General features: G+C 45.6%; 23 protein-coding genes, 2 rRNA genes and 1 pseudogene. 11 read left to right on the top strand and 15 right to left on the bottom strand.

All coding sequences use genetic code 11. The features are described from left to right. Positions 1 to 55: 55 nt before the first annotated feature. On the bottom strand, positions 56 to 1,048 hold the full coding sequence (locus D469_RS0118300; RefSeq protein ID WP_018924835.1) for a DMT family transporter: 993 nt from the start codon (positions 1,046 to 1,048) through the stop codon (positions 56 to 58). A gap of 116 nt (positions 1,049 to 1,164) precedes the next feature. Between D469_RS0118300 and D469_RS0118305 the strand changes: the two genes are divergently transcribed. The 5 genes from D469_RS0118305 (at position 1,165) to D469_RS0118330 (ending at position 6,733) form a co-directional block, all read left to right on the top strand. Then, entirely contained in the window at positions 1,165 to 1,740 is a 576-nt protein-coding gene (locus D469_RS0118305; protein WP_018924836.1) for a helix-turn-helix domain-containing protein, read from the top strand. 135 nt (positions 1,741 to 1,875) lie between these two features. Then, the gene (locus tag D469_RS0118310; RefSeq protein WP_018924837.1) at positions 1,876 to 2,244 is read left to right on the top strand and encodes a SpoIIAA family protein; all 369 of its coding nucleotides are present in this window, start codon (positions 1,876 to 1,878) and stop codon (positions 2,242 to 2,244) included. A 619-nt stretch (positions 2,245 to 2,863) separates the two neighbouring features. Further along, complete coding sequence (locus D469_RS0118320) at positions 2,864 to 3,346, top strand: magnetosome magnetite crystal formation protein family (protein ID WP_018924839.1); 483 nt, start codon at positions 2,864 to 2,866, stop codon at positions 3,344 to 3,346. A 104-nt stretch (positions 3,347 to 3,450) separates the two neighbouring features. Then, on the top strand, positions 3,451 to 3,843 hold the full coding sequence (locus tag D469_RS0118325; RefSeq protein ID WP_018924840.1) for a (deoxy)nucleoside triphosphate pyrophosphohydrolase: 393 nt from the start codon (positions 3,451 to 3,453) through the stop codon (positions 3,841 to 3,843). 10 nt (positions 3,844 to 3,853) lie between these two features. Further along, positions 3,854 to 6,733: a DEAD/DEAH box helicase gene (locus D469_RS0118330; protein WP_018924841.1), complete on the top strand. Its 2,880-nt coding sequence runs from the start codon at positions 3,854 to 3,856 to the stop codon at positions 6,731 to 6,733. A 959-nt stretch (positions 6,734 to 7,692) separates the two neighbouring features. On the opposite strand, the gene D469_RS0118340 is transcribed toward D469_RS0118330, so the two are convergent. The 5 genes from D469_RS0118340 to D469_RS0118360 all read right to left on the bottom strand — a co-directional run bounded on the left by D469_RS0118340 (position 7,693) and on the right by D469_RS0118360 (position 15,204). Next, on the bottom strand, positions 7,693 to 8,820 hold the full coding sequence (locus D469_RS0118340) for an alcohol dehydrogenase catalytic domain-containing protein (protein ID WP_018924843.1): 1,128 nt from the start codon (positions 8,818 to 8,820) through the stop codon (positions 7,693 to 7,695). Positions 8,821 to 8,982: 162 nt separating this feature from the next. Beyond that, a complete protein-coding gene (locus D469_RS0118345) occupies positions 8,983 to 10,614 on the bottom strand; it encodes a BCCT family transporter (protein WP_018924844.1) in 1,632 nt (543 codons plus the stop codon). Between the two features lie 479 nt (positions 10,615 to 11,093). Beyond that, on the bottom strand, positions 11,094 to 12,440 hold the full coding sequence (locus D469_RS0118350; protein WP_026286308.1) for an amidohydrolase family protein: 1,347 nt from the start codon (positions 12,438 to 12,440) through the stop codon (positions 11,094 to 11,096). Positions 12,441 to 13,024: 584 nt separating this feature from the next. Then, positions 13,025 to 14,056: an STAS domain-containing protein gene (locus D469_RS0118355; RefSeq protein WP_018924846.1), complete on the bottom strand. Its 1,032-nt coding sequence runs from the start codon at positions 14,054 to 14,056 to the stop codon at positions 13,025 to 13,027. Positions 14,057 to 14,658: 602 nt separating this feature from the next. Next, positions 14,659 to 15,204 carry a cysteine hydrolase family protein gene (locus D469_RS0118360; RefSeq protein ID WP_018924847.1) on the bottom strand — a complete coding sequence of 182 codons (546 nt, stop codon included), beginning with the start codon at positions 15,202 to 15,204 and terminating at the stop codon, positions 14,659 to 14,661. Between the two features lie 255 nt (positions 15,205 to 15,459). On the opposite strand from D469_RS0118360, the gene D469_RS0118365 reads away from it, so the two are divergent. Next, a complete protein-coding gene (locus D469_RS0118365; protein WP_018924848.1) occupies positions 15,460 to 15,660 on the top strand; it encodes a hypothetical protein in 201 nt (66 codons plus the stop codon). Between the two features lie 49 nt (positions 15,661 to 15,709). On the opposite strand, the gene D469_RS0118370 is transcribed toward D469_RS0118365, so the two are convergent. After that, the gene (locus D469_RS0118370) at positions 15,710 to 17,134 is read right to left on the bottom strand and encodes an amidohydrolase family protein (RefSeq protein ID WP_018924849.1); all 1,425 of its coding nucleotides are present in this window, start codon (positions 17,132 to 17,134) and stop codon (positions 15,710 to 15,712) included. A 378-nt stretch (positions 17,135 to 17,512) separates the two neighbouring features. Between D469_RS0118370 and D469_RS0118375 the strand changes: the two genes are divergently transcribed. After that, positions 17,513 to 17,995, top strand: a complete 483-nt coding sequence (locus D469_RS0118375; RefSeq protein WP_018924850.1) for an SRPBCC family protein — start codon at positions 17,513 to 17,515, stop codon at positions 17,993 to 17,995. Between the two features lie 86 nt (positions 17,996 to 18,081). On the opposite strand, the gene D469_RS22635 is transcribed toward D469_RS0118375, so the two are convergent. Further along, positions 18,082 to 18,174: a YjcZ family sporulation protein gene (locus tag D469_RS22635; RefSeq protein WP_018924851.1), complete on the bottom strand. Its 93-nt coding sequence runs from the start codon at positions 18,172 to 18,174 to the stop codon at positions 18,082 to 18,084. Positions 18,175 to 18,402: 228 nt separating this feature from the next. Beyond that, a pseudogene (locus tag D469_RS22810) lies at positions 18,403 to 18,507 on the bottom strand (YjcZ family sporulation protein); the annotation flags it as partial. A gap of 211 nt (positions 18,508 to 18,718) precedes the next feature. Between D469_RS22810 and vrrA the strand changes: the two are divergent. After that, the gene (gene vrrA / locus D469_RS21350; RefSeq protein ID WP_018924853.1) at positions 18,719 to 19,210 is read left to right on the top strand and encodes a VrrA/YqfQ family protein; all 492 of its coding nucleotides are present in this window, start codon (positions 18,719 to 18,721) and stop codon (positions 19,208 to 19,210) included. 105 nt (positions 19,211 to 19,315) lie between these two features. Here the strand turns inward: vrrA and D469_RS0118395 are convergent, their stop codons facing one another. Continuing rightward, a complete protein-coding gene (locus D469_RS0118395) occupies positions 19,316 to 19,660 on the bottom strand; it encodes a hypothetical protein (RefSeq protein ID WP_018924854.1) in 345 nt (114 codons plus the stop codon). 144 nt (positions 19,661 to 19,804) lie between these two features. Here D469_RS0118395 and D469_RS0118400 point away from each other — a divergent pair, with 144 nt between their 5' ends. The 3 genes from D469_RS0118400 (at position 19,805) to D469_RS0118410 (ending at position 21,569) form a co-directional block, all read left to right on the top strand. After that, positions 19,805 to 20,188 (top strand): hypothetical protein, encoded by a 384-nt coding sequence (locus D469_RS0118400; RefSeq protein ID WP_018924855.1) that lies wholly within the window; start codon positions 19,805 to 19,807, stop codon positions 20,186 to 20,188. 306 nt (positions 20,189 to 20,494) lie between these two features. Beyond that, positions 20,495 to 21,289 carry a ParA family protein gene (locus D469_RS0118405; RefSeq protein WP_018924856.1) on the top strand — a complete coding sequence of 265 codons (795 nt, stop codon included), beginning with the start codon at positions 20,495 to 20,497 and terminating at the stop codon, positions 21,287 to 21,289. Further along, positions 21,276 to 21,569 carry a hypothetical protein gene (locus tag D469_RS0118410; protein ID WP_018924857.1) on the top strand — a complete coding sequence of 98 codons (294 nt, stop codon included), beginning with the start codon at positions 21,276 to 21,278 and terminating at the stop codon, positions 21,567 to 21,569. The genes D469_RS0118405 and D469_RS0118410 overlap by 14 nt, the downstream gene beginning before the upstream one ends. Positions 21,570 to 22,012: 443 nt before the next feature. Here D469_RS0118410 and D469_RS0118415 read toward each other — a convergent pair whose 3' ends face one another. The 5 genes from D469_RS0118415 to D469_RS0118435 all read right to left on the bottom strand — a co-directional run. Next, positions 22,013 to 22,630, bottom strand: a complete 618-nt coding sequence (locus tag D469_RS0118415; protein WP_018924858.1) for an HAD family hydrolase — start codon at positions 22,628 to 22,630, stop codon at positions 22,013 to 22,015. Positions 22,631 to 22,724: 94 nt separating this feature from the next. After that, entirely contained in the window at positions 22,725 to 23,378 is a 654-nt protein-coding gene (locus tag D469_RS0118420; protein WP_018924859.1) for an HAD family hydrolase, read from the bottom strand. A 16-nt stretch (positions 23,379 to 23,394) separates the two neighbouring features. Further along, complete coding sequence (locus D469_RS0118425; RefSeq protein WP_018924860.1) at positions 23,395 to 24,153, bottom strand: DeoR/GlpR family DNA-binding transcription regulator; 759 nt, start codon at positions 24,151 to 24,153, stop codon at positions 23,395 to 23,397. A gap of 144 nt (positions 24,154 to 24,297) precedes the next feature. Beyond that, positions 24,298 to 24,414 (bottom strand): 5S ribosomal RNA (gene rrf, locus D469_RS0118430). A gap of 73 nt (positions 24,415 to 24,487) precedes the next feature. Next, positions 24,488 to 24,593 (bottom strand): 23S ribosomal RNA (locus D469_RS0118435); the annotation flags it as partial.

The raw sequence follows: 24,593 nt of genomic DNA on the forward strand, positions 1-24,593 counted from the left end.
TTTTACGATACCGGATGAGCGGATGGATGCCAAATGATTCGGCTTGAACTGTTGGTCAGCTGTGCCGCGTGCGCGCAGGAGGCGGGGGTAGCTCTGTTTTTTGCTTGGCTGTAACCTTTTGGCTGTAAAAACTATGAAGAAGCATGCCGCCCATAATGATCAAGAGGCCGGCGATCGCTGTCCCACTTGGCAACGGCGTAGCTAACAACAGAATTTCACCCACCATCACAAAGATCACCTGGGTGGACTGCGTGGCTTCAACGGCTGCGAGTCTGCCATGATGCTGTCTGACCCGGTCAGTGGCTATAAAAAATAAAGTGGTGGCAATTACCCCGGAAGATATGGCAACGATAAAGGTTTGGAGCAGTTGGCTTTGCGAAGGCGGACCGACTTGAATCAGGCCGACCACACTAAGAAGAAGCCAGAACGGCAGGCTAGCGACCGTCATGCCGAAGACCCGCTGAAACGTATCAAGACGGCCGCCGCACACTTCCATCATTTTGCGGTTGCCAAGCGGGTAAGCAAATGCAGCGACCAAAACCGGCAATACCCCTGCCATAAGCATATGAAAGGTGATGCCTTCCGCCTGGTCCAATTGGATAAGTATAACACCTGCAAAGATAAGCAAAGAAACAAGCAGCCCTCGCACGGGAAGGCGATGCCTTTGTTTAACAGGGCCGTCCTTTGTCTGTATTGTGGTAAAGAAAAGCGGTCCTACGAGCACACCGGCTACAATGGTAAGCTGCCACGTGCCTGCGACAAGCCATCCGGGCCCGTATGCCGCCGCATAGGTTATCGGCGCATAAAATAGAACAAATCCGACAAAGCTCCAGCCGAGCCAAGGAAGCGGCTTTTTTGCAAGTTCTTCTATTACTTGTTTAAGATTGCGCCGAAAAAGCACAATCAGAAACAAAAATGGTACCATAAAAAGAAATCGAAGTGAGGAACTCCAGAGCCAGCTGCCGCCACCCAACTCCATCGAGCGATTTAAAATAAACGTAACCGCAAAAAACATGGAGGCTAAGATGCCAATCATCATTTCTTTCATATCACCGCTCCCTCCTCTTTACCAGAAACAACATATTATAGTTTACTTTTGGTTAATTATAGCATACTACAACAGGGGCAGTTGTGAATATCCATGCAGAGAAAGGAGAAACGTGTATGAGTGATAAGCAGGCAGATCATGATGCTGCGCAGATAGCGAAACAAGTTGGCAGCACACTGCGAAGTATCCGACAGGAACGAGGCCTAAGCTTACAAGCGTTAGCTGAATGGACCGGAGTCAGCAAGTTAACCCTAGGCAAGATTGAACGTGGTGAAGCCAACCCTTCTCTCAGTGTAATCTGGAAAATCGCGAACGGACTAACTATTCCTATTTCTGCTCTCCTAACTGAAAGTGAAGACATTCAACTTTCCAGAAGACATGAAGGAAATAAAGTCGTCAGCGCTAACGACGCGTGCACACTCGAGCCGATGTTTGATGCGGCACATCACGGTTCATTGGAAATACATAGAGCCTATTTAGAACCTGATAGTGAATATGCTCCCGGGTCGCATCAGGCTGGAGTCGTTGAATATGTAACCGTGATGCAAGGCGAAGTCATCATTAAACTGCAAGAAAAGGAATACCATCTGTACGAACATGATGCGATTAAGTTTAACGGCGACCGTGAGCATGCCTATATAAACCCGACGAATGCGGTCGTCGTCCTCCACTTTACGATGACCTATAGTTAAGCATGGGACACATTCCTGGAATAGAAACAAGCAACCGTTGGCACAAATATGTTGTACAAATGAAATGGTTGCACCTAGCAAATCCAGGTTTTGTCGGCGGTCTTTGCGAGAATAAAGAGGGTGAGGTGATGAACGATGATTGAGAGATTAGACGAAAGCACAGGCTCGATCTTGGCATACCAAGTAGTTGGCCAATTAACTGAAGAAGATTACCAACAGCTAACCGATGACGTCCAAAACATTGTTCAAGAAGAAGGCGAAGTCCGGCTGTTAATGCATCTACCCGAGTTGCCCACTACAGAACTGCGCACGATCGATGACCGTCTGCGCTTTGCCCGCGAACACGTCGGCAACATCCATAAAGTTGCCTTGATTGGCGACCAGCGCTTAGTCGACTGGGGGGCTTCCATCTACGACTCCACCCTGGGCATCGATGTGAAACACTTCACCGATGAACAGCAGAACGAAGCATGGGAATGGCTGAAGAGCGAGGAAGAAGAATAGTCGTCGGCATATAAGCCAAACTTAAATATGGAATGTTATGTATTCTGGAGCGATTGTTACGTATTTTCCCGAGAATGTTCCGTAAATCAACTGAAAGTCAATCAATAAGGAAAGCTGGCCCGCTACAGGTCCAGCTTTTATTGTTCCCCCCTATCTTGGCGGTTGAGTTAACGGGCTGCCTCCATAAGTCTTTTTGCCCGCTCTGTGAGCTCAGTGTAGTTTCCTTCGGCAATAGCTTTCTGGTCAAGTAAAGAACCTCCCACTCCACATGCAAACGCTCCTGCCTGAAGCTAGCGTCATTAACCGTTTTTCCACAATCAGGTCATCTTTTTATACACTTGGCGTGGTCGTTTCCCCGACGACATAGACAGTACATCCTGCATGCATCAACCTATCGCAAAGGTTTTGCGTGGAGAAACTTTGCGACCTCCCCCAGCTTTATGAAAGTGGAACTTGTTTAACTATAAAACGTCTCCACCGATCGAATAGCAATACAGAAAAGGAATATATCCCCAATATTTGTTGAACTTCTCTCTTCGTATTGCTCAGTTCGTTTCATTTCGCTACAATTTAGATGAAATGTTGTTATACATTCTAGTTTGATAAAGTAGGTTTGCTTATGTCTATAGATGCTAATCGCAGGTTGCAAGACTCGGAGAACCGTAATCTCCAACGACCAGGTATATATAAAGGTTCAGGCTTGGCCCTTTTTTGCCATCTGCTCGCATTGAACGGGGTTTTTCCCTTATTTATGCCAGCGCTGGCCGGATTAACAGGAGCCATATTCCCACTGCTCTCATTACTGCTCATGTTGTTTATACTCTTTCTTATTTTCAGCGCCATTCAAAATAAAGCTTCGTTCACGCGTTTCCATGCGCAAGCAGCCTTTAACTTCTTACTCGCTGTAAGCGTCCTGTTTATAGTCGGAAATGGGCTGTACTTTGTCCACTCAGCTGTATTTATGCTTTACTTTTTAGCTCTGCCGCTCATTACAGCTGGTCTCTGTGTGACACGAATTATCGCTACGAGCCGCGGCGAAAAACGAGGCTACCCTCTTGAAGCAAAGGTGTTAAAAGGAGAGGAAGGTACTGGATATAGCTAGTGAACGGAGTATTGAAGTTTACTCTTTTTTCATGCTCCTAGCTTCAGTTCTTTTATTGGAATTGGTAAACTAAAGTAAGCTATAAAAAAGAGAAGGTGACATCAATGAAAAAAGAAGTCCATGTCGTAGGGGCTGTTATTACAGATAAAGATCGCATTCTATGTGCGCAAAGAGGTGAAACCAAGACGCTCGCCTATAAATGGGAGTTCCCCGGGGGGAAAATTGAAAGTGGCGAAACACAGCAAGAAGCGTTAAAGCGAGAAATTTTCGAAGAAATGGAGTGCGAGATCGAGGTTTACGACCACATTGCAGATTGTTCGTATGAATATGATTTTGCTGTCGTTCATCTTTCTACATATTACTGTAAGTTAATGAACGGAACTCCAAACACAAATGAACACATTAAATTGGAATGGCGGACGAAAGATGAATTGGCTGAACTTGAGTGGGCAGCTGCTGACCTGCCAACGATTGAAGTATTAACGAACGCATCTTAGGAGGGACATTATGGAGCACTTAACCGACCAACTCCGTGCCTCTTTGGAAAAGGGCTTTATTAATAAAAACTATGGGCAGAAAAGCTCTCTGAAGCCGAAACTCGTTTTAAACAAAGAAGAAGACCATATGTTAAATACGCTTCTGGAAGAAATGGACACTTGTGAAACGTTTGTCTTCTCCGTAGCATTTATTACCGAAAGCGGACTCTCGGCTCTTAAAGCTAAACTTTCGGATCTTTATTTTCGCGGTGTACACGGGAAAGTTCTTACTTCTACGTACCTTGCCTTTAATCAGCCAAAGATCTTCCGTGAATTAATGAAAATACGAAACCTCGAAGTCAGGACCACTAACCTCGAAGGTTTTCATTCCAAAGGGTATATTTTTCAACATAGAAATTATTCTTCCTTAATCGTGGGAAGCTCAAATCTTACCGCTTCTGCGCTTAAAGTGAATTATGAATGGAACATCAAAGTAACATCGCACGACCAAGGCGATATTGTACATCATTTTCATAAACAATTTCTTGATATATGGGAAAATGCTCATCCTCTAACCTTTGAATGGATTACCGAATATGAAAAAGAATATCAGCAACATATAACAGAAGCTGGACAAGTAGCTGAACACCCCGCAACTTATCAGGTCAATCCGATTACCCGTTCACTCGACATTCAGCCAAATCAGATGCAGACTGCTGCCCTTCAAGGTATTGAAGCATTACGTAAGGAAGGGGCCAGGCGCAGCTTGATTGTTTCTGCAACAGGCACCGGCAAAACCTTTTTGTCTGCGTTCGATGTCCGCAGGTATAAACCGAAACGATTTCTCTTCATAGCCCACCGCGAACAAATATTAAGTAAAGCAAAACAAGATTTTCAACAAGTGCTGGGCGCCCAAAACGAAGAGGTAGGGTTGTTAACCGGCAATCAAGAAGCTTGGAAAGCGAGGTATACCTTCGCTACCATTCAAACGCTTTCAAAAGACGAGACACTGTCCCTTTTTGATCCAACGGAATTTGACTATATATTGATTGACGAGGTACATAAAGCAGGCGCATCGAGCTATCAGAAAATCATAAATTACTTTCAGCCGGATTATTTTATGGGAATGACTGCAACCCCTGAACGAACCGACGGCTTCAACATCTTTGAACTGTTTAATTACAACATCGCTTACGAAATCCGTCTGCAAGAAGCGCTAGAGGAAAATATGCTCTGTCCCTTTCACTACTTCGGAGTCACTGACATAGAACTTCAAAGCCAACACATTGAACAACCAGATCAGATGGCACGCATTTCACTTGCTGAACGCACACCTTACATGCTCGAAAAAATAGAGTATTATGGTTACTCCGGCGAGCGTGTACGCGGGCTTATTTTTTGCTCCAACAAAAACGAAGCCGTACAGTTGAGTAATATTATGAACGATGAAGGCTATCGGACGGTACCTTTAACCGGTGACGCTTCACAAGAGCGACGGTTAGAAGAAGTCGATAAATTAGAAAACGGCCAGCTCGACTATATTCTTACGGTTGATATATTCAATGAAGGTGTGGACATTCCTTCCGTGAACCAAATCGTGATGATGCGGCAAACCGAATCCAGTATCATTTTTATTCAACAGCTCGGCCGGGGTTTGCGAAAAGCTGAGAATAAGGAATTTCTCACCGTAATTGATTTTATCGGCAACCATCAAAAGAATTACCTCATCCCCATTGCTCTTTCAGGCGATCAGTCTTTAAACAAAGATAATGTCCGCCGCTATTTGCGAAATACTAATTTCATAAAAGGCTTGTCAGTTGTCAACTTTGAGGAAATTGCAAAAGAGCAGGTCTATCGTTCCATCGACCGGGGGAATTTGACCGCCGCACGAATGATTAAAGAGGAATATGATAAATTAAAGTTCCGCCTCGGTCGAATACCCATGCTTATGGATTTTTTAAACCACGACTCGATTGACCCCGAAGTCATCATCCAAAAACAAAAAACAAATTATTATGATTTCCTGGTCAAAACAGGCGAAGTAGAAGCTAGCTTCAACCGCTTTGAAAGCGGAGCATTAACACTTCTATCGCATGAATTTTTGCCAGGGAAACGAAAACATGAACTATTATTGATGAACGAGCTTCTTGCTTCCAGTACTGTACCTGAAAGCACGCTGCAAGACCTGCTGCTGCAGCACGGCTGTTATTGGGATCCATATGTAGAGCAATCGCTGGAGCGCGTCGTTTCAATGGAATTCTTTACCAAACCAACCCTTAAAAAATATAATCATGTTCAAATCATTGAGAAAAACGGGGCCCATTTCCAGTTCACAGCGCAAATGAAAATAAGCCTGCAGGAAAATGAACGATTTGCTTCATTTGTAAAAGATGCGGTACAGGCCGGCTTACAAAAGAGTCAAGCTTATGAATGTGGGCAAAAGTTGACCAGATACCAAAAATATACCCGCAAAGACGTCGTAAAACTTTTAACCTGGGACAACGATGAAAGCGCAACAGTCTTTGGGTATAAAACCAAACATAACACGACGCCGATCTTTATTACCTACGAAAAGAGTGAAGACGTCAGCTCCAGTGTAGCTTACGGGGACAAGCTGCTAACCCCGGAGTTCCTCCAATGGTTCACACGGAACAACCGAACCTTGAACTCAGGTGAAGTCAGGGAGATTCTTGAGGCGGAGGAAAAGGAAAATGAGATTCATATTTTCGTAAAGAAAAGTGATGATGAAGGGACAGACTTCTATTACTTAGGTACGGCCCGGCCTATTCCTTATGAATCTGAAGAAACTACTATTCCTAACGATGCTGGTGAGCCGCTTCCCATCGTTAAAATTAAATTTAAGTTAGATCAGCCAGTGGATTACAGATTATATCAATATCTTACCGATTAAAGCTGGTCATATTTTCGCAAAACTTGTGGGGATGGAGGTGGCCGGTGCCAGCCATCCTCCCCCGTTTCCTTATTCTTGCGATACCTTTCTCAAAGGACAATTCACAAAATCATTTATTCACACACCATTTTCAACACACATCACGTGCGCTTTGCACCCTTTTATCCAGGCACCATTTATAATTTCTATACCTTGTCCATCACATGGTTGAATTCTCACGATAATGGCATTTCCCATCGCATCTGTGCTCCATACTAAGGTAGGACATAATTTTAAACCTTGGTCTTTATCAATGTAGGTAAACATATGGCTAAGTTGGTTGATCTCACTAACCGTCGCTAAATGAAAATTGGCTGGACACCTTTCACTAGCCTGTTCATATTTTACATTTTCAAGAAAATACCGATAGACGAGCCCGCTGCTCGGGTCAAATGTCTCACTGGCAATGTCCTCACGTAAAGTTGCACAGGCCGCTCCTTCACAGCTTGTTCTTTGTTTTGGACATCCAAAGCCTCTTTCTCAGTCACAGCAACAATCTTCGTAGATAATATGCTTCATCGTTACCCCCCTCCTCTAGCCTATGCAGCAATGATTCATTAACTACTCTGCTGAGGTAGAAATGGAGGCACTGTGAAATAAAAGGAGCACGGTCCCTTAAAAAACCAGACGAAATGCACGTACGTGCATCTCGTCTGGTTTTTTGATCTGTCATATGAGAAAGGAGTATCAGGTTAACGGACATCTGTTCCGATAAAGTTTGCAAAATCAAACTGTACACCGGTTTTTGGCCCAATTAGCGGAACCCATGTCCGTTACGGTTACCGAAACTGCCATTTTAGGCGTGGCCGTAAGCAAAGGAGCAGACCAACTCTCTTTCTTTTCCCGGCCTGCTGCGACGCGGTATCCTGTGGGCTGCCCCGCAACGCCCCCCCCTTCCTCTATTTTATTACCTTCTGATCCTACGGCTTCAAAATCGCTTTAATGTTGCCTTCTTCTTTTTTATCAAATATATCATACGCTTTCGGGGCGTCTTCGAGCGACATGCTGTGGGTGATGATGTCGGTTGGGTCGAATCTGTTGTTGGCAACCATGTCGTACAGTTTTGGCATCATATGCACGACCGGGGCTTGGCCCATTTTAAGCGAAACGTTGCGGGCGAAAAAGTCACCGAGCGGGAAGTTGTTCGCTTCGGTTCCGTACACGCCGGTAACCTGGACAGTACCGAACTTGCGCACTGCTTTGGAAGCTGTCACCAGCGGGCTGATTGTGCCAAATTGGTTCTCCCCTTCAGAGCCGAATTCCACACTTGGGGGTACGGTGCCGTCCATGCCGACACAATCAATGACGATGTCCGCTCCACCTTTTGTATTTTCATTGAGCAGGTCGCCCATTTCTTCATTTTCACTAAAATCATACGTCTCCACGTTGTTCGTGCGTTTGGCGTGGTCTAAACGGTGCTGAACCTGATCGACAGCAATGACGCGTTCGGCTCCTTTTAACCAGGCCAGCTTTTGCGTCATCAGTCCAATCGGGCCACAGCCTAAAACGACTACCGTATCGCCTTGTTTTACTGGCTCTACGCTCCACCAGGACGTTGGAATCACATCGGATAAAAACAATACGCTTTCATCTTCTAATTCACTGTCCTCAGGTACTTTGAAAGAGGTCTGGTCAGCGTAAGGGACGCGCAAATACTGGGCTTGCCCGCCTGGATAGTTGCCAAACATATCGGAGAAACCAAACAAGCCACCCATTTCTGTGTGCGGATTTGATTCGTCACATTGGCTTTCCATTTGATTTTTACAGAAAAAGCATGTGCCGCAGCTTACGTTAAAAGGAATAACGACGCGATCGCCCTTCTGCAGATTTTTCACATCTGGCCCGGTTTCTTCAACAATCCCCATTGGTTCATGCCCGACCACGTAGTCTTGGTCTAGCGGAATGCCTCCCTTGTATAAATGGAGGTCAGAGCCGCAAATGCCGGATGCGGTGATACGTACAATCATGTCATGGCCTTCGCTAATCTTTGGGTCTTCGACTTCTTTAACTACCATTTTTTCTTTATCCTGAAACGTTACAGCTTGCACGGGCTACACACCTTTCTTCTTAAGATAGTAGCCTTTACCTTTATGTCAGGAGGTTGAAACACCACCCAACAAAATTCCTAATTTTCAAACGGAGTGGTGGGAAACCAAGCCAATCTGGCAGAAAACCTGACGTTAACGCCGCGCCCCAGGCCCACTCAAGCTTCATTCTCTCCGGTCCGTTGCCGCTCCCGCTTCGCTCTCCCCTTTTTTCGCTTCCGGCTTTTCCTTGCTCCCCGGAATGGGATGATTGACATTGTCATATCTCGTTTGCTGTAACAGCCCTTTTAGTGTTGCTGTCACTTGGACAATGATAAAAAAGAGAATTGGAAAGCCGGCAACAGTAGCCATTTGTTTCACCGCTTCTATGCCGCTGATCTCGCCGCCGGTACCTGCTGTTATCGTTAATAAGGCCATCACGCCGAGCAAACTGCCCCAGAATACTTTTACTTTCGTCGGTGGTTCTGGGTCGAGGTAGGTGTTGCCCCGTGTCGTTAACGAAGAGACCGTCGTTGTCAGCGAATCTGCCAACGTTGTAAATGAAATAAAAATGGAGCCAAGCATCAGCAAACTAATAAGCAGCGTGAATGGCAAATACTCTAAGAATACAAACAAAGACAGTTCTAATCCGCTTTCTTCCGCATTAATCAACTGCCAAAACTCGCTCTCCCCCTGCCACTCATAAAAGATCGCCGCCCCGCCGAAGACCCAGAACCAAAGCATGCCAAAGCCTGCCGGAAGCAGCAGATTAAAACAGACAAACTGGCGGATTGTCCGCCCGTAAGCAAGCCGTGCTAAAAACATGCCGATAATCGGTGCATAGGCAAGCCATATGGACCAATGAAACAACGGCCACCAACGCGGCCATTCCGACCCTTCCATCGCACTGTTCCACAAAAACCGTTCCGTGAAATCGCTCAAAAATACACCGGTGCTTTGCGTTCCGAGATTTAAAATAAAGACAGTCGGACCGGTAATAAATACAAAAGCCAGCAAAAAGAAAAAGATTTTCGTATTCTGATCTGCTAAAAATCGAATGCCTCGTTTCAGCCCTGTAGCGCTTGAAATGATATATGTACACGTAATTAACCCGACAAGCACCGTCCATAACAGCGGCCCGCTCTCAATCCCCGCCAAGTAACCAATCCCACTTCCTAGTTGGAGCACACCTTCACCCAACACGGCGGCCATCCCGCCAGCAATCCCAAAAATACACAAAATATCAACCGCAGTCCCAGTTCCTCCAAACACCCGCTTCCCTAGTAAAGGATAAAGCGTTGAACTGATACTGTAAGGCAGCTTTACATTATAGTGAGCATACGCAACTGCGATGCCTGCAAGCACATATATCGAATACGGGGCGAGCGTCCAATGTGCTAGATTTGAAGCCATCGAAAAAAGCGCAGCTTCTTCTGTTCCTGGCTCGATCCCTAACGCTTGTGGCGGTTCCATAAAATGAGTGATTGGTTCAGCCAGTCCCCAGAATAAAATTCCGACCCCTATGCCTGCCGTCAACGAAATCGCAAACCATTGCCATTTCGATGTTGCCGGCTCAGCCTCCTCCCCGCCGAATTTAATATGGCCAAACTTCGAAAATCCAAGATAAAGCGTAATAAAAATGAATAACAGCACGGTCAAATTAAACAACCAGCCAAAATGGATAAATGCAAAATCAACCACCGCCGTTTGTAGTTGATAGAATCGATCCGGCCAAACTGCTCCAATTAAAGCTGTTACAACGAGTAAACAAGCTACAGGTAAAAACACCGGCCAGCGGATCCTTTTTTCAGTTGTCACAGTTCCTTCCTCCTCTCCGTTTATCCTTTGCCTACGAGAGCAACCTTCCTTATGTATGAAACATTCGGGCGTGCCTTTCGCTTTATCACTTTACTCTGCAAAACAAAACGAAACAAAAAAGCGTACTACAATGAGGTGGACAGGGAGTGATGGACGGTCTTCTTTACTCAGTGAGCGCTTTTTTGTCCGTTTATGCTCCTACTTCCTTTGCCAGCATGTAAACTATCATTTTAACGTAACACACCGGCGTTAATGATTATATGTAATACCACGCCGCTCTTCGAGTCAAACTCGTTTTTATTTAAAGGTGGGAGGGGTCTTCTTTCGCTAGCCTCCCTTTTTGCTTCATTTTACCAAAAAAACCCAATTAGAAGACGTTCTCATCCTCTAATTGGGGAAGCTTTTTTCATTTATTTTTAAATCCTTACTTTCACAGGTAGCGCCTGCGCTTTAATTGGACTATTAATCTGTTTCAGCAATTAAGAGTTGCTGACAGATGCATTAAACATGTAGTCTCTCGCTTCAATCGCTCGCTTACGCAGTTTTTCCAAGTCAGTATGAAGCATCTTCCCATGGCGTTTAACTGCCTTTCCTCCTACAAAAACAGAATCTACATTCCCCGTGTGTGTACATTGCGCAACAGTTCCTACCGGATCATTTACAGGGAAAATGTTCAAATCTGTCGCACGGACCATAATGAGATCTGCTTCTTTTCCTGGGGTCAGCGTCCCGACCTTGTCATCGAGCAGTAGTGCTTTTGCGCTGTCAATGGTCGCAGCTTCTAACACTTCTTTGGCCGTGATATGCAGCTCCGGTCCGGGCATGATGTTTTGAGAAAGCTGTTCTTGGTTCACACGCGCCCGTTCTGCTTGGAGCGCGAATTTCATCTGCGTGAACATATCTCCGCCTGTTGATGTCACCACATCGACGCCAAGCGCTGGTTTCACACCATTTTCAAGAGCCTGGCCGAGAGCAGGATAGCCGTGACCCATCATCATTTCTACTTCAGGCGTGACTGAAACACTTCCGCCCTCTTCCGCCAGCATTTTCATTTCTTCAGGACGAATCGCGTTAGCATGGGTGAAATTAAGGTCCGGCCCTAACAATCCAGCTTGATTCAGCTTTTCAATTGAGCGCTCCGTCGCTCCCCACGTCCCAAACCCAAGGTGCATGCTGCACACTGCTTCTAGTTCCCGCGCTACTTTAATTTCTTTGACCGCCGTCTCCCAAGAACTGAATTCAGGTCCGCGGATAGCGAGTCCCATAGTAAGAAGCTGCTCTCTAGAAGAAAAATATTTTTCTTTTATAAAACGAGCGTCCGCTGTGTTATCAAGCTCGCTTGCTTGATCCCAATACTCCGCATCTCCAGGAGGCCCATGAGCGAAAACGGCTCGTATCCCCGCATCGTCTAATCCTCGTATCATTTCCTCAGCGTGATCTCGGGAAATAACCATTGTCCAGTCAAGCAATGTCGTCACACCTGCTTCAAGCGCTTCGAGAGCCCCTAGTAAATTGCCTATGTAATCATCTTGTGGCCGTCTTTTCGAACCAAGGTTTCCATAATAAATGCTGCCCAGGTACGTTTGCAGCGACCAGTCTGCCCCTACATTACGAATAAGAGATTCCCACGTGTGCCGGTGCGAATCAACTAAGCCAGGCATAACAATCATGTCTGAAGCATCAACAACCTCACAATCATCGGCTTCAATATTTGGTTTAACTTCAACGATTTTAGAACCTTCTACCAAAATATCAGCCCGATCAAAGTCACCAATGCTTTCATCAAGCGTCAGAACAGTCCCGTTCTTAAACAACTTCCTCAATATATTCTACCCCTTTCTACTACTAGCGCTCCCTATTTTGCAAACGCTAACTTAAGCTATGATCAGTATAGCATTTATTCCATTAATTGCTAAAACATCTTGCTTGGCAGAGGAGCAAAAACTGCCACGCCCACTCCATTCATAAAGAAGTAGTCATCCCTTCCCTCACTTCTGATCTACTATTCTTCTTACTCTCGCTATCAAAACACACTCCTATATACGAGATTCAAAGTGGAGTAAATCCCATCCGTTTATGTCAAACTGATACTAGAAATTTTCCGGCAAAGACTACTAACAATTGAGTAATTTAGTGATGTTTTGCAACCTTCCTGCTCCCATTTCTTTGTGTTGGATTCGTAAGACAAATCGTTCTATCAGCCCAAAATTAAAAGCAGGAGAAGTAGATATTGAAGGGATAAGCTTGACCGAAGGGAGCTTAAGGCGGGCCGGCTTCTTCCTCTTCCATGTTCACCTTCCCCTCAGGCCTTTCACCTGGTTGAGAGGGAAGTGGAGATTAAGAAAGGCCAGGCCTCCACACAGGAAGACTGGCCTTAAGAAAATACAAATGTGTTTGAAAACATTGGACCTTAGCCGATAATCTGCTTTCCTTCTTGAGCAAGCGCAAAATGCACGGCATGCTTTAAGTTGGTGAAACACTCCATCCCTGATAAATCAAACTTGGAATTTGTCATGCGGATGCCAAGCTCCGGCGAAATTCCCACTAAAATGCTCTTCGTACCGAGCAGGTCAACCGCTTGGGTGAGTCGTTGGATCAAGGAGATGGTATATTCATCTATATCCGTCTCAATCCCGGTAAGGTCAAGAATCAAATAATTAGCGGAATAATCCGGAAGCTTCTCCATCGTCCGGTTTAACATATCTTCAGCCCGGACTCCATCATACTTTCCAAGTAAAGGAACAACGACGACATTTTCCAACACAGGAATGATGGGAGAGGAGATTTCCCGTACAATATTCTCCAAATCTTTTGTTCGGTCGCTCACCAGTGCCTCCAGCTTCTCGATCTCCTGCTGTTCTTGCCGGCGCGTGAACTCATGAATGTTCTTCACCGGGGAAGCCGTGGAAGGAAAAAACGAAATTTCATCATACTCTTCACCCTCCACCTGGCTTTTATAGCCCTCATAACCGATCGTAGTGCCGAGCAAAGAAGACAAGATCCCCGCCCAATGCCCAGGGATGAATAACCCGAGTGCCTCCTTGCCCTGCACTTTGTTTATTTTGTATTCCCACGTGTTTTTTAAGCGGAGGGTCAGTTTGTTTTCTTTCTCGGAAATCTCAATAATCTCGACGTTCCCCCATCCAGCAGAAGCATATATCGCCGGCAGCGATTTTATAGTGGCGAACGGATCGTCTGTCACAAAAAAATCAGCAACAATTTCACCCATGCGAAAACCGGCTGTTTCCATTACTACTTCAGCCGCATCATCTCCAGATACTTCCTCTATCGTATCGATAAAAGACCTCATCGCTGTTTCTATCCAAAACACCATGATGTCTTCGCCTTCAAGTTGAAATTGTCCTTCCTCTATATTCCAAGCATACTGAACTCCGCCAACTGCAATCTCATTCACGTTGTTTTGCTGCTTTTCTTTAGCCACTGTGTGATTCCCCCATCGTTGAAATACATTGAGCATATCTTACGAGCCATAGGATTGACGGATTGAGCAGAACATTACTTTCTCCATCCTACCAAATTTTTAAGCCATTTCAATTAAAAAAAGTTGAAAAGTTGTATGTTAACGTTAACTTTCTTAAGGCTGATGTACGCCTGGGATCACGCTTGCGAAAAAGAAGGGGGAATACTTTCCTGAGCAAAAGAAGAAACTTTAGCGCTTTGGTCTATAACGAAAATACAAATAATGGTGCTTCCTTTCTTCTGTTTTTAAAAACTATTTGGGTGGAGCCCCTCCTATTCGCTGCCAAGAGCAGCTTCCCAATCTTTTAACTGACTTAAAGACTAATCGAGGGGAGTTGGAAGCACACGAATTGGCTGAATTGTATAGGCGTAAATGGTTCGTGGACCTACGTTCCGTTATCCAACCGAAAACTCAGTGAAAAAGCCCGATTTGCCAGGACTAGAGGAACAGAGGACCATTACCCATTCAAACGACGGGCTTACAGGTAAATTAGCGGAACAAATGTCCGTAGCGCGTTGCACATATCTTCCTCCTCACCTTTTACTTTGACAGACACTCTCGCTTCAAAGGACCTCCGCACCCAACACATTCTCAAAATGGCCGAGCGCCCAGTCATGGCCGCGCTCGTCAAAGCTCGCCACCCCGTTTTTATGGACGACAAGCTTGTAGCCTAAATTATAAGCATCGACCGCCGTATGCAGTACGCAAATGTCTGTGCAGACGCCGACGAGATGTAGCTCGACAATCCCGCGTTCGCTTAAGCGCAAATCCAAGTCAGTACCTGCAAACGCGCTGTAGCGCGTCTTATCCATCTGCCGCACCCCCGCCTCACGCTGATGCTCATCATACGCCAGCCCGACCCGGCCATAGAGCGCCCGGCCTTCACCGCCCCGCACGTTATGCGGCGGAAACAAGCGCGTCTCCGGGTGATATGGATCCTCCGCCTCGTGCAAATCCGTCGGAAACACGACATAGTCTCCCGTTTCCACAAATACATCCACCTGCTCCGCGATGTACCCATCAATCGCCTGACCCGGCTCCCCGCACGTCAAAGCCCCATCTTCTGCTACAAAATCATTCGTATAATCAATCACCAGCAATGCCTTCATTCCAACATACCTCCTCTGTTTGAAAAGAAAATCCGGACTGTTTTTAATAGAAGCCCCGTTATCTGGACCATTCATTCCTCTTTTTAAGCTGTATCAGGTTTATGATGGTATCGAAGCAGCAATCCTTTTGCTCAGGTCATAGGTCCCGCCATCAGGCATAGGCTCATCTTCTAAGATATGAATCAACCTACTTTCCTTTTTCTAAAGAATTCGATATGATACCAGTAGATTCCTTTTAAACAAGGAGGGCTCTTTATGGATACCCAAGGATTAGGAGCAGTTGTGTCGAAGATCCAATCCCAAGATGTTTCTGGGATGAAACGGGCAATGGACACGACAGAACAGCAGCAGCACCATTTTCTTGACCAGATGAATGAATCCCAAGAAGAACAGATCCGTGCTCTCGAGCAAGTAGCAGAGCCAGATAAAGGCAACTTCATCAACACAAGAATTTAAGAAAACGCCCTGGACATAAGTTCCAGGGCGTTTTCTATGTGCGCTGAGGTTACAACTCACCAGCTTCCATTCGTTTCAGCAGCACACTCTCGGGATGAATCGTGCATTCGGCGCTTTGGCTGATCTCCCTTGCTGCTGCTTGTGCGGCTTGCAGTTCGTTCGTTTCATCCACGGTTTGGAGCCTGCGCTCCCGCATAATGAACTGCCCGTCCACCATGACAGCTTCTACCTCGCTGCCTTTCGCTGAATAGACGAGGTTGGGCACAATATTTCGAATCGGTGAGGTGATTACGGGTGAGAGGCTCGGTTCCGCTAAATCAACGATCAGCAAATCGGCTTTTTTGCCTGCTTTTAATGAACCGACTTCCTCGCCTAGCCCGACCGCTTCGGCCGCGTCAATGGTGACCAACCTGAGTGCCAGATGAGCCGGAAACATGGCTGGGTCAGTGTGCTTTACTTTGTTTAAAATAGCAGCGAATTTCATTTCATTAAACATGTTGTTACAGTTATTCCCAGGTGCTTGATCGGAGCCTAAGGCAGCGCTCCCGCCTGCTTCGATAAACTCATGCAGCGGAGGGACAATCCCGTCAATAATGCCGATGCTACCGCTGCAATTGATCATCGCCGCCCCCCGCTTAGCGACGAGCTCCGTCTCTTCTTTGGTCGCTTCGGTTAAATGGACGGCCAACAGCCGCTCGTTGAGATAGCCGATCTCATCTAAAAACGGAATGCTGCGCTTGCCGTAACGTTTTACCATTTGCTCAATTTCCCGATCCCCCTGTGCCACGTGCATGTGCACGTTCGTATCATATTTCTCGGCCAGGGCTTGTACTTCTTTCAACAGTTCCCGGCTCATCATATCCGGACCGTGGGGGCCGAGCATGCAGGTGATGCGCCCATTTTCAGCGCCGTGCCACTGTTCAAGGAGACGAATATTATTTTGCAGCTTTCGATCACCAATCTCGGCATGAAACGGATACAGCTCTCCGACCGGGATATCGCCAATGTCAGCTGGAATTTCGTTGATTAATTCAGCAACACGAGCTCGTGCCCCGATTTTGGCATAATTGGGGACGATATCGTTCATATGGGAATCGTAATCGCAAAAGGTCGTCGTCCCTACTTTCACCCCTTCGATGATGTTCATCATCGACCCTTTTTGGTGATGGTCAGCGCTTACATGTTTCATAAACGGCCAGTTCCCTTCCTGCATCCAATTATTAATATCCTGCGAGACACCACGAACAATCGCCAGCCCCGTATGTATATGCGCATCAATCAACCCAGGCATGACGAGTTTACCGGTAGCATCAATCTCTTCCGCGGCCGAATAAGATTGCTTTATATCCTCACTTCGCCCGACGGCTTCGATCAGGTTGTCTTTGATTGCAACAGCCCCATCTTCCATCATACCCACACCTTTACCTTCCATTGTCAGCACAAAAGCGTTCGTTATTATGATGTCTACGTTCATATTCATACTCCTTTCCAGACTTCATTGCATCTTTTTCTATGAATCTTCTAGGCAAAAGTGGTTGTTTATAAGTTCGTTATGAGTTTGGCAACTCCTGTTAAAATATAACTGAGTGAGAATAAAAATGGGAATGGCCCACTATACAGCTCGTTTGTTGCACTTGCCGCCATTCAGTTGTCCGAAAGACGGTATTTGTTTTCCGCTATTTTTTCTATACAATTAACATAGAGAGCAGAAAGGCCAGACCGTTTTCTGTAGATAGACTGCAAGCTTAGCCGTAGCCACGGTTTGCAGGGCTGCGCGCTGGCCAATACGAAGCCATCTCACTTATTGTTTATGTTTTTATCTTCCAGCAGAGTTCTATAGGAGGGATTCGCCATGAAAAAATGGAGTGCCGAACGAGAGATTCAAGCACCGATCGAAGACGTCTGGCCGTTATTTGATGAGTCCGTGGAGGCGATGCGAAAGACGATGCCAAATGTGATCAAGCATGAACCCGTAACGGTGACGGAAGAAAAGGTCGGCAGTATCTACCGGCAAACGTATGGTGAAGGAAAAAGAAAAATGGAATATGACGTAGAGACCTTAGATTACAAAGATTCCCCTGAAGAGAAAAAAGTGAAAGTCGGCTTCACGTTGAATAACATGTTTGATATTACGACAACGTATGAATTGTTTAAAATCGATGAACAAACGACTCTCTTTCGATATACGACAACAAACCAGCCCTTGCGCTGGTATATCAAACCCTTTGTTGTGCTTGCTTCCAAACGCGTGGTCGTTCAATACGCCGACCGAGTAAAAGCGGTAGCTGAAGTGGAAACGGAAACGAAAGAAACCACCGAGACCCCTGGTAACTAAAAAGGCCGGTGGTTTTACTCGACAGGAGCTATGTAACCTTTAAATCCGCCGGTCGCAGCCGGCGGATCTCCAGTATGCCTCTTATTTTAGTACACAACAGCTGCGCCGATAATCACCAATAAGATAAACAAAACGAGTATCAGCGCAAAGCCTGTTCCTTTTCCGTATCCGTAGCTCACACTCTTCACCTCCAACGTTAAGACATGTGATACAGTGTTAGCATATGTCATCTTGTGTGATGTGTTTGGACGAACGTACCAATTGCGTAAATTTCCTAGTCTGTCAGCTCAAAAAACCTAAAAGGCGGCCAGGCCCCTTTTAGGTAATTGACCCCTCCCTTAATAGCCACAGCCTGAACTACAGCAAGGCATATAGTGGCCATAATGAGGCTGATGACCTACATATGGTCTGCTCCAAGCTGTTCCTACTATAATAAGCAGAATGAATAGCACAACGACCAAAGCAAAACCTTTCCCTTTATCATCTTTTTTATCGTGCTTATCATAACTCATATAATCTCCTCCTTTGCAGCTTTCGCTACAGTATATGCACCTACCTCAGGCGTGGGACTATTTAAAATCAAATTAGGTAGATGCCTTTTATTTGGTATGAGGGCCTAGACATAACGAAGAGCTAATGAATAAACCTATAGTAGATCCTGCAAATGTTCCGCTATTGCTATTGCTAGAAATTCAAATGAACCGAACGTAAGGAGGAGCTTACATGAATCCCTTTCTACCTCAACTACCGCCGCCCCCTTTTGCTATGCCGATGGGAACCCCGCCACCAATGGCTTCTTTTGGCCCACTTTCCGGAGCCGTTAACTCGTTTGCGCAATCCTTTGGCGCCCCAGTTGCCGGCGGGTCCACCGGTTTTGGTACCATGCCTGGGTTTGCGTCACTAGCCCCTCAACTGGGCGGCTTCTTTGCTCAAGGTGCTGGAGGAGCAGGAGCTGCTGCACCAGGCGCCATGCATTATGTACAACAGGCAATGAAAGCTGCTGAAACCGCAGGTCCGATTATTCAAAAGTATGGTCCGATGGTCAAGAACCTGCCTTTAATTTTTAGAATGATGAAAGGTATGAGCGGCATCGGCACTTCTTCTGGTTCTGAGTCTGGGTCTGGGCTTAGTTCAGCTTCACATTCCATTGCGGAGGCATCAACCACTCCTGAGGTGCTAGAAGGAGTAACACCACCTCCTAAGCTTTATATATAGGAAAAGACTTGGGTGAAAAGCTCACAGAAAAGAAGCAGGAAGCTGTTCTACACTTCCTGCTTCCATACTTTTTACGTTGCTTCTTCAAACAAGACATTGGCAAAGCTAATGTTTTTTTCTTCTTTCCAAAATATCTAATACGTCACTAATCCGATTAAAAATAGGGTCCTTATCTTTTTCTACTTTCACATCTTCTTCCACTTTTTTCTTTTTGTCTACATCAACTGGTTTCTCGTCAATAGGCTTCTCTTTCTTTGGCTCCTCCTCTATTTTGGCTTTTCTTCCAAACAGATCGCCAAATAATAACTCTTCCCACGGGTCATGAGGTCGCTCTTCCCTCTCAGGTGCAGGTTCAGGCTTTTCTTCCTTGCGCTCATGCACCTTTTCATGAGCATCTTTGTAGGGAAACTCATCTTTTGTGAAAGGTTTATTTTTGAAATCACTAGCCATTTCTTTCCCTCCCTTATAGGAAAATAAATGTCGTTTTTACTTTATGCAACACCTTGATAAATGTATAGGCCGCTAATATACGTGTCACATGTCTTTGTGCGTTGCATAGCCTATGGGTGAAAACAAAAGAGGAGGTAAAGTACTATGCGTCACGATTACCAACAGCAGCATGGTCAGCAACACGGTCATCACCAACAACTACAAGATATGTGCCATCAGTACCACTTACATTTTATTCAATTTCAAACAGCAGACGGGCAAATGCATGAAGGTATTTTAGAAGACTATGACCAAGAAGGCATGACTATTTTAATGCCAGACGGAGATTCCTATGATATGGATATGGGGCACATGAACTACCAACACAACCATCCCCAATACGAACAGCGCCAGTTCGGGTATGGACCTGGATTCGGCCCAGGCCCAGGTTATGGCCGCAGAAGATTCCCGCGCCGTTTTCGCCGCTTCCGCCGGCACCGTTATCCGTTCCCTTGGCTCTGGTGGCTCGGCCTTCCATTTTTCTTTTAATTACCCCATGCGCCCGTTTCTATTTGAAAACGGGCGCTTTCTAGCTACTTTTTCTGTTTGTTCCTTGGGAAAAGGTAGCATGTTAAGCTAGTTTTTCTTATAATAGAAGATGAATGCAAGATATAAAGAAAACAATTTACGAAGAAATAAAGAAACGTTGACGCCTTCTTCAACTGCTTCGCGACACGACTTGACTTGCTAAGAGCTGCCCCCTGGCAGCTGAAACAAAATCAACCGGGCGAAGCAAGTGGGATACATAACGGCGTGACGTCACTTTGAACTTTTTACAGAAGGAAGGGACCGTGTATGGCAATTCGAATTACGATGGGAATTCAGAAGGGCGGGTGTGGTAAGAGTACGACGACCGGTGTGCTCGCTCATCTGTTAGCTCGTGATGGCTACAAGGTGCTGGCGGTGGATTTAGATTCGCAGGGGAATTTAACAGAGCTCTTGTCGCAGACGCCTGCGAATGAGTTTGCGGAGCGTTCGGTACTTGAAGCGATGCAGGAACAAGATGCGCGCCCGTATATTTTCTCGGTGGATGAAAAGATTGATTTGCTTCCGGCTAATAACTTTCTCGCGACGTTTCAGCGCTGGCTCTACACGGGGAAAACGTATTTAGGGGATCAGGTCCGCTTTACGGGCAGTCCGTCGCTTGTTTTAAATAATATTATGGAACAAATCGACGAAGATTACGATTTTGTCGTGATGGACACGCCGCCTTCACTCAGTGAGCAGACGACAAATGCCTTGTGTGCAAGCGATCATGTTGTTGTTATGTATGAGTGCTCAAACTGGTGTTATTCGGCGATTCCGAATTTCCTTGATTCGGTGGATGTCGCCCGTGATGTCAGTCCGAACGCAGTAAATATCGCAGGGATTTTACGGACAATGAATGATGTACGCCGCAATGATGCGAAAGCGTTCAACGAGATTATTGAAGAAGATCATCCCGAACTCGTGTTTGAAACGATTATCACCCGTAAAGCCCCGACCGGACGTTTGGCGTTGTATGGATTTGAAGAAAACCCGGAAATAAAACAGGCGTTAGCCCAGTACGAAGGATTTTATAAGGAGCTGATCGACCGTGTCCAAGATTGATGATATTAAAAACAAAAAACGCTCACAGAAACAAGTTTCTCCGTCCCATTCGTTGACAGAACCTGTACAACAGGAACAAGAGGCAGAGACAGAGGAAGAAGAAAAAGCACCCACCAAACGCAAAGGCGCAGAACCAAAAATAGAACGCAAACGCGTCTCCTTTGACCTGCGCACCGACTTGCACAAACGCATGAAAATGCAATCTCTCATGGAAGAACGCAACATCTACCTCATTATCGAAGACGCACTTGAAGAATACCTAGACCGAAACGAAGAGTAGGAAGAAAAGCGGAGGCGCTTTGTTCAGATGCGACAAGTTTTTCTAGAACTGCGCAGCGTTCTGCAACGCGGAGTCAGGACTAGGAAAAACTCGAGCATAAAAGCGTGTAAATAGAAAGAACCAGCCACCACGGCCGGTTCTTTCTTTGTATTTCATAAAACGGAAATATCGCTATCTAAATCTTTACCTTGGCAGAGCGTTCAAACTAACCCAGAGTCTTGCCTTTCACGGAGGCGCTCTTAAACAAAAGTCGTAATGTTCGCTTCCCCTTAAACATACTTGCGCCACCGGCTTCCTAATGATTATTAGCTGTTTCTTCTTTACCTTGGTCGGCTCAGCAGCTCAACCCCAGAACCTCTTCAGCGTTTTACATCTGACTCGCTTTTCTCCTGCAGAGCTCTTGCCCCTTTCCCTTCAACCCACATTCTTCATTTTCAACATCTTCAAAGCAAGCACAGTACATCGCTCGGTTTTTTAAAAATATATTCCGCTTGATAGCCCTCGGTGGTCTTCGCTCCCCAATAGGCAAGCCCAAAATCAACGTTTGCTGCATGCGCACTTTGATTATCATAGCTAGAATCACCGATGTATATCGTCTCTCCCACCTTAACATTTAGAGCTTCCATACAGGCCACGAGTGGATCAGGATCAGGCTTTCGTCGGCACGTATCATCAGCACAAATCATCGTTTCAAAATGCCCATCCAACCCGAAAGGAGTAAATTCCGACCGCAGTTCCTCCCTCAGCTTAGAAGTAACCACACCCAAACGAACGTTTCCATTTGCCAAGTGTTGAATCACTTCTTCGATTCCGGCAAATAACGATATATCTCCCCCGCCTTCCGCTACTGCCTCCGTCCACTTTCGATGAATCTCTTTGATCCGGGGAACCTTTAATTTCTTCAGAGCCTCTTCCCCAGGAATGCCGAGGACAAAACGCAATTCCTCTTCCTTGTACGTCTTTCCAAGCTCGTTCTCCAACGTTCGCTTAAGAGCTCTTAAAATAACCTTTTCTGTGTCAATAATGGTTCCATCCACATCAAAAATAATGGCTTTATACATACTGCCACCATCCTTAAATTAACTATACTGTACGGTTCCTCAAGTCCTCTTTACAACATTCCGCCCTTACTAAAAGTCGATTATACTCACAGTTCTACCTTTGCTTGAACCTTTCCTCTTTAAAAAACTGCATCCCTTCCTGCACACTTTGAAGCGTGTAATGCGGCTCATATTCATACGTTTTCGTTTGTGGATGCGGCAGCCATTGCACCCCCACTGTGATCAATCCTGCTTCTAAACCAGCTTCCATATCGGCGTCGCTATCCCCGAAAAACATAGCCTCAGCAGGTGTCGTCTTGAGGCCTGCCAATGCGTTGTGCACGCCTTCCGGATCCGGCTTAACCCTATCTACATCATCACCTGTGACAATGACATCAAACATCTCCGACATGCCTAGCATATCTAAGGAAATATCCAAACTTCTTCTCCCTTTGCCCGTCACAATGCCCATTACATACCCCTTATCCTTTAAATACGATAGCAGTTCCGTGATTTCTTTATTATCCTCTACGTATTCTTTATGGTGGGTGGTATACGTTTCATAATAAGCTTCAATGGCTTGTTCTTTATGATCACTGCGAAGATTCTCGCGAATAATATCCTGCTCCGAAGGCCCAAACATCTTCTTAATTTCTTCATCGTTGTATGCTTTCTCGTCATACGTTTTAAACACATATTGAAACGCTTGAATACAGTTAGGAAGCGTATCCGCAAGCGTACCATCAAAATCAAACACAACAGCTTTCATGTTACTCCTCCTCACATTACTTAACTTCTATTACTTCTACCCCCGCAGATTGAAACCTTTTCTGCAATGCAGCCGGCATATTGCCATTCGTAATAAGTACATCCACCTCTTCGATTTCTAACCCCCGGTAGTGAGCTTGTTGATTCAACTTTTTTTCATCGGCTAAAACGATCATCCTATTCGTTCTTTTTCTTATTTCTTGTTTTAAGTAAATATCTTCTGCATAGCCGTAAAATATCCCCTCTTCGCTCACCCCGAGGGCGCCCACAAACGCCGAATTAAAATAAAAATGGGAAAGGTTTTGCATCGCCAAGCTTCCCGACAAATGCCGCGACTCTTTGTTTAAGTCTCCTCCCAGCAAATGAATATTTACTTTTTCTGTTCGGATTAACTGCTGAGCTGCGTCAATCGAATTTGTAACTACACTTAACTCTTGGGAGTTTAAATAGTGAGGGATAGAACTAACGGTAGTAGAAACATCAAAATACACCAAATCATCTGCCTGAATAAAATCCACAGCCCGTTTTCCGATAGCCTCTTTTGCTTTTACTTCTTCATCAGTACGAGTAGTATAATGATCTACTACTTTAAAAAAAGAAGGAACCGTGATGCCACCATAGGTACGCGTCACCAGCCCTCTTTCACTCAATTTCACAATATCACGGCGAGCTGTGTCTCTTGAAACATGAAAGCGATCACATAGTTCTTTAATATTTAAGCTTTTCTCTTCTTCGAGAAACGTTAAAATGTGGACAAGTCGCTCCTCTTGATTCATGTTCCACCTCTATAAGGAATATTAAGGATTTTTAAGTAAAAATAAGTAACTATATTAAGTGTAGACGATCGCAGCAATGCTGTCAACGTATACTAAAAATACATGAAAACACAAAAAAACCCACGCAAAGGCGTGGGCACATGAGCCTGGCAGCGTCCTACTCTCACGGGGGGTTGCCCCCCGATTACCATCGGCGCTGAAGAGCTTAACGGCCGTGTTCGGCATGGGAACGGGTGTGACCTCTTCGCCATCACCACCAGACCAATATAGAGTGTTATTCACTCAAAACTGGATAGCGTCGTTGATGAAATACCGGTGCGTTGACTTAAACCATTAGGATAAGCCCTCGACCGATTAGTATCTGTCAGCTGCACGTGTCGCCACGCGTCCACCTCAGACCTATCAACCTCATCATCTTTGAGGGGTCTTACTTACTTGGC

Source organism: Salsuginibacillus kocurii DSM 18087 (genome assembly GCF_000377705.1).
GTDB classification, from domain to species: Bacteria; Bacillota; Bacilli; order Bacillales; family Marinococcaceae; genus Salsuginibacillus; species Salsuginibacillus kocurii.

Bases quoted from the DNA above. Each gene is read 5' to 3' on its own strand.
- D469_RS0118300 (WP_018924835.1), bottom strand. From the start codon at position 1,048: ATGAAAGAAATGATGATTGGCATCTTAGCCTCCATGTTTTTTGCGGTT.
- D469_RS0118305 (WP_018924836.1), top strand. From the start codon at position 1,165: ATGAGTGATAAGCAGGCAGATCATGATGCTGCGCAGATAGCGAAACAA.
- D469_RS0118310 (WP_018924837.1), top strand. From the start codon at position 1,876: ATGATTGAGAGATTAGACGAAAGCACAGGCTCGATCTTGGCATACCAA.
- D469_RS0118320 (WP_018924839.1), top strand. From the start codon at position 2,864: ATGTCTATAGATGCTAATCGCAGGTTGCAAGACTCGGAGAACCGTAAT.
- D469_RS0118325 (WP_018924840.1), top strand. From the start codon at position 3,451: ATGAAAAAAGAAGTCCATGTCGTAGGGGCTGTTATTACAGATAAAGAT.
- D469_RS0118330 (WP_018924841.1), top strand. From the start codon at position 3,854: ATGGAGCACTTAACCGACCAACTCCGTGCCTCTTTGGAAAAGGGCTTT.
- D469_RS0118360 (WP_018924847.1), bottom strand. From the start codon at position 15,204: ATGAAGGCATTGCTGGTGATTGATTATACGAATGATTTTGTAGCAGAA.
- D469_RS0118365 (WP_018924848.1), top strand. From the start codon at position 15,460: ATGGATACCCAAGGATTAGGAGCAGTTGTGTCGAAGATCCAATCCCAA.
- D469_RS0118370 (WP_018924849.1), bottom strand. From the start codon at position 17,134: ATGAACGTAGACATCATAATAACGAACGCTTTTGTGCTGACAATGGAA.
- D469_RS0118375 (WP_018924850.1), top strand. From the start codon at position 17,513: ATGAAAAAATGGAGTGCCGAACGAGAGATTCAAGCACCGATCGAAGAC.
- vrrA (WP_018924853.1), top strand. From the start codon at position 18,719: ATGAATCCCTTTCTACCTCAACTACCGCCGCCCCCTTTTGCTATGCCG.
- D469_RS0118395 (WP_018924854.1), bottom strand. From the start codon at position 19,660: ATGGCTAGTGATTTCAAAAATAAACCTTTCACAAAAGATGAGTTTCCC.
- D469_RS0118400 (WP_018924855.1), top strand. From the start codon at position 19,805: ATGCGTCACGATTACCAACAGCAGCATGGTCAGCAACACGGTCATCAC.
- D469_RS0118405 (WP_018924856.1), top strand. From the start codon at position 20,495: ATGGCAATTCGAATTACGATGGGAATTCAGAAGGGCGGGTGTGGTAAG.
- D469_RS0118415 (WP_018924858.1), bottom strand. From the start codon at position 22,630: ATGTATAAAGCCATTATTTTTGATGTGGATGGAACCATTATTGACACA.
- D469_RS0118420 (WP_018924859.1), bottom strand. From the start codon at position 23,378: ATGAAAGCTGTTGTGTTTGATTTTGATGGTACGCTTGCGGATACGCTT.
- D469_RS0118425 (WP_018924860.1), bottom strand. From the start codon at position 24,153: ATGAATCAAGAGGAGCGACTTGTCCACATTTTAACGTTTCTCGAAGAA.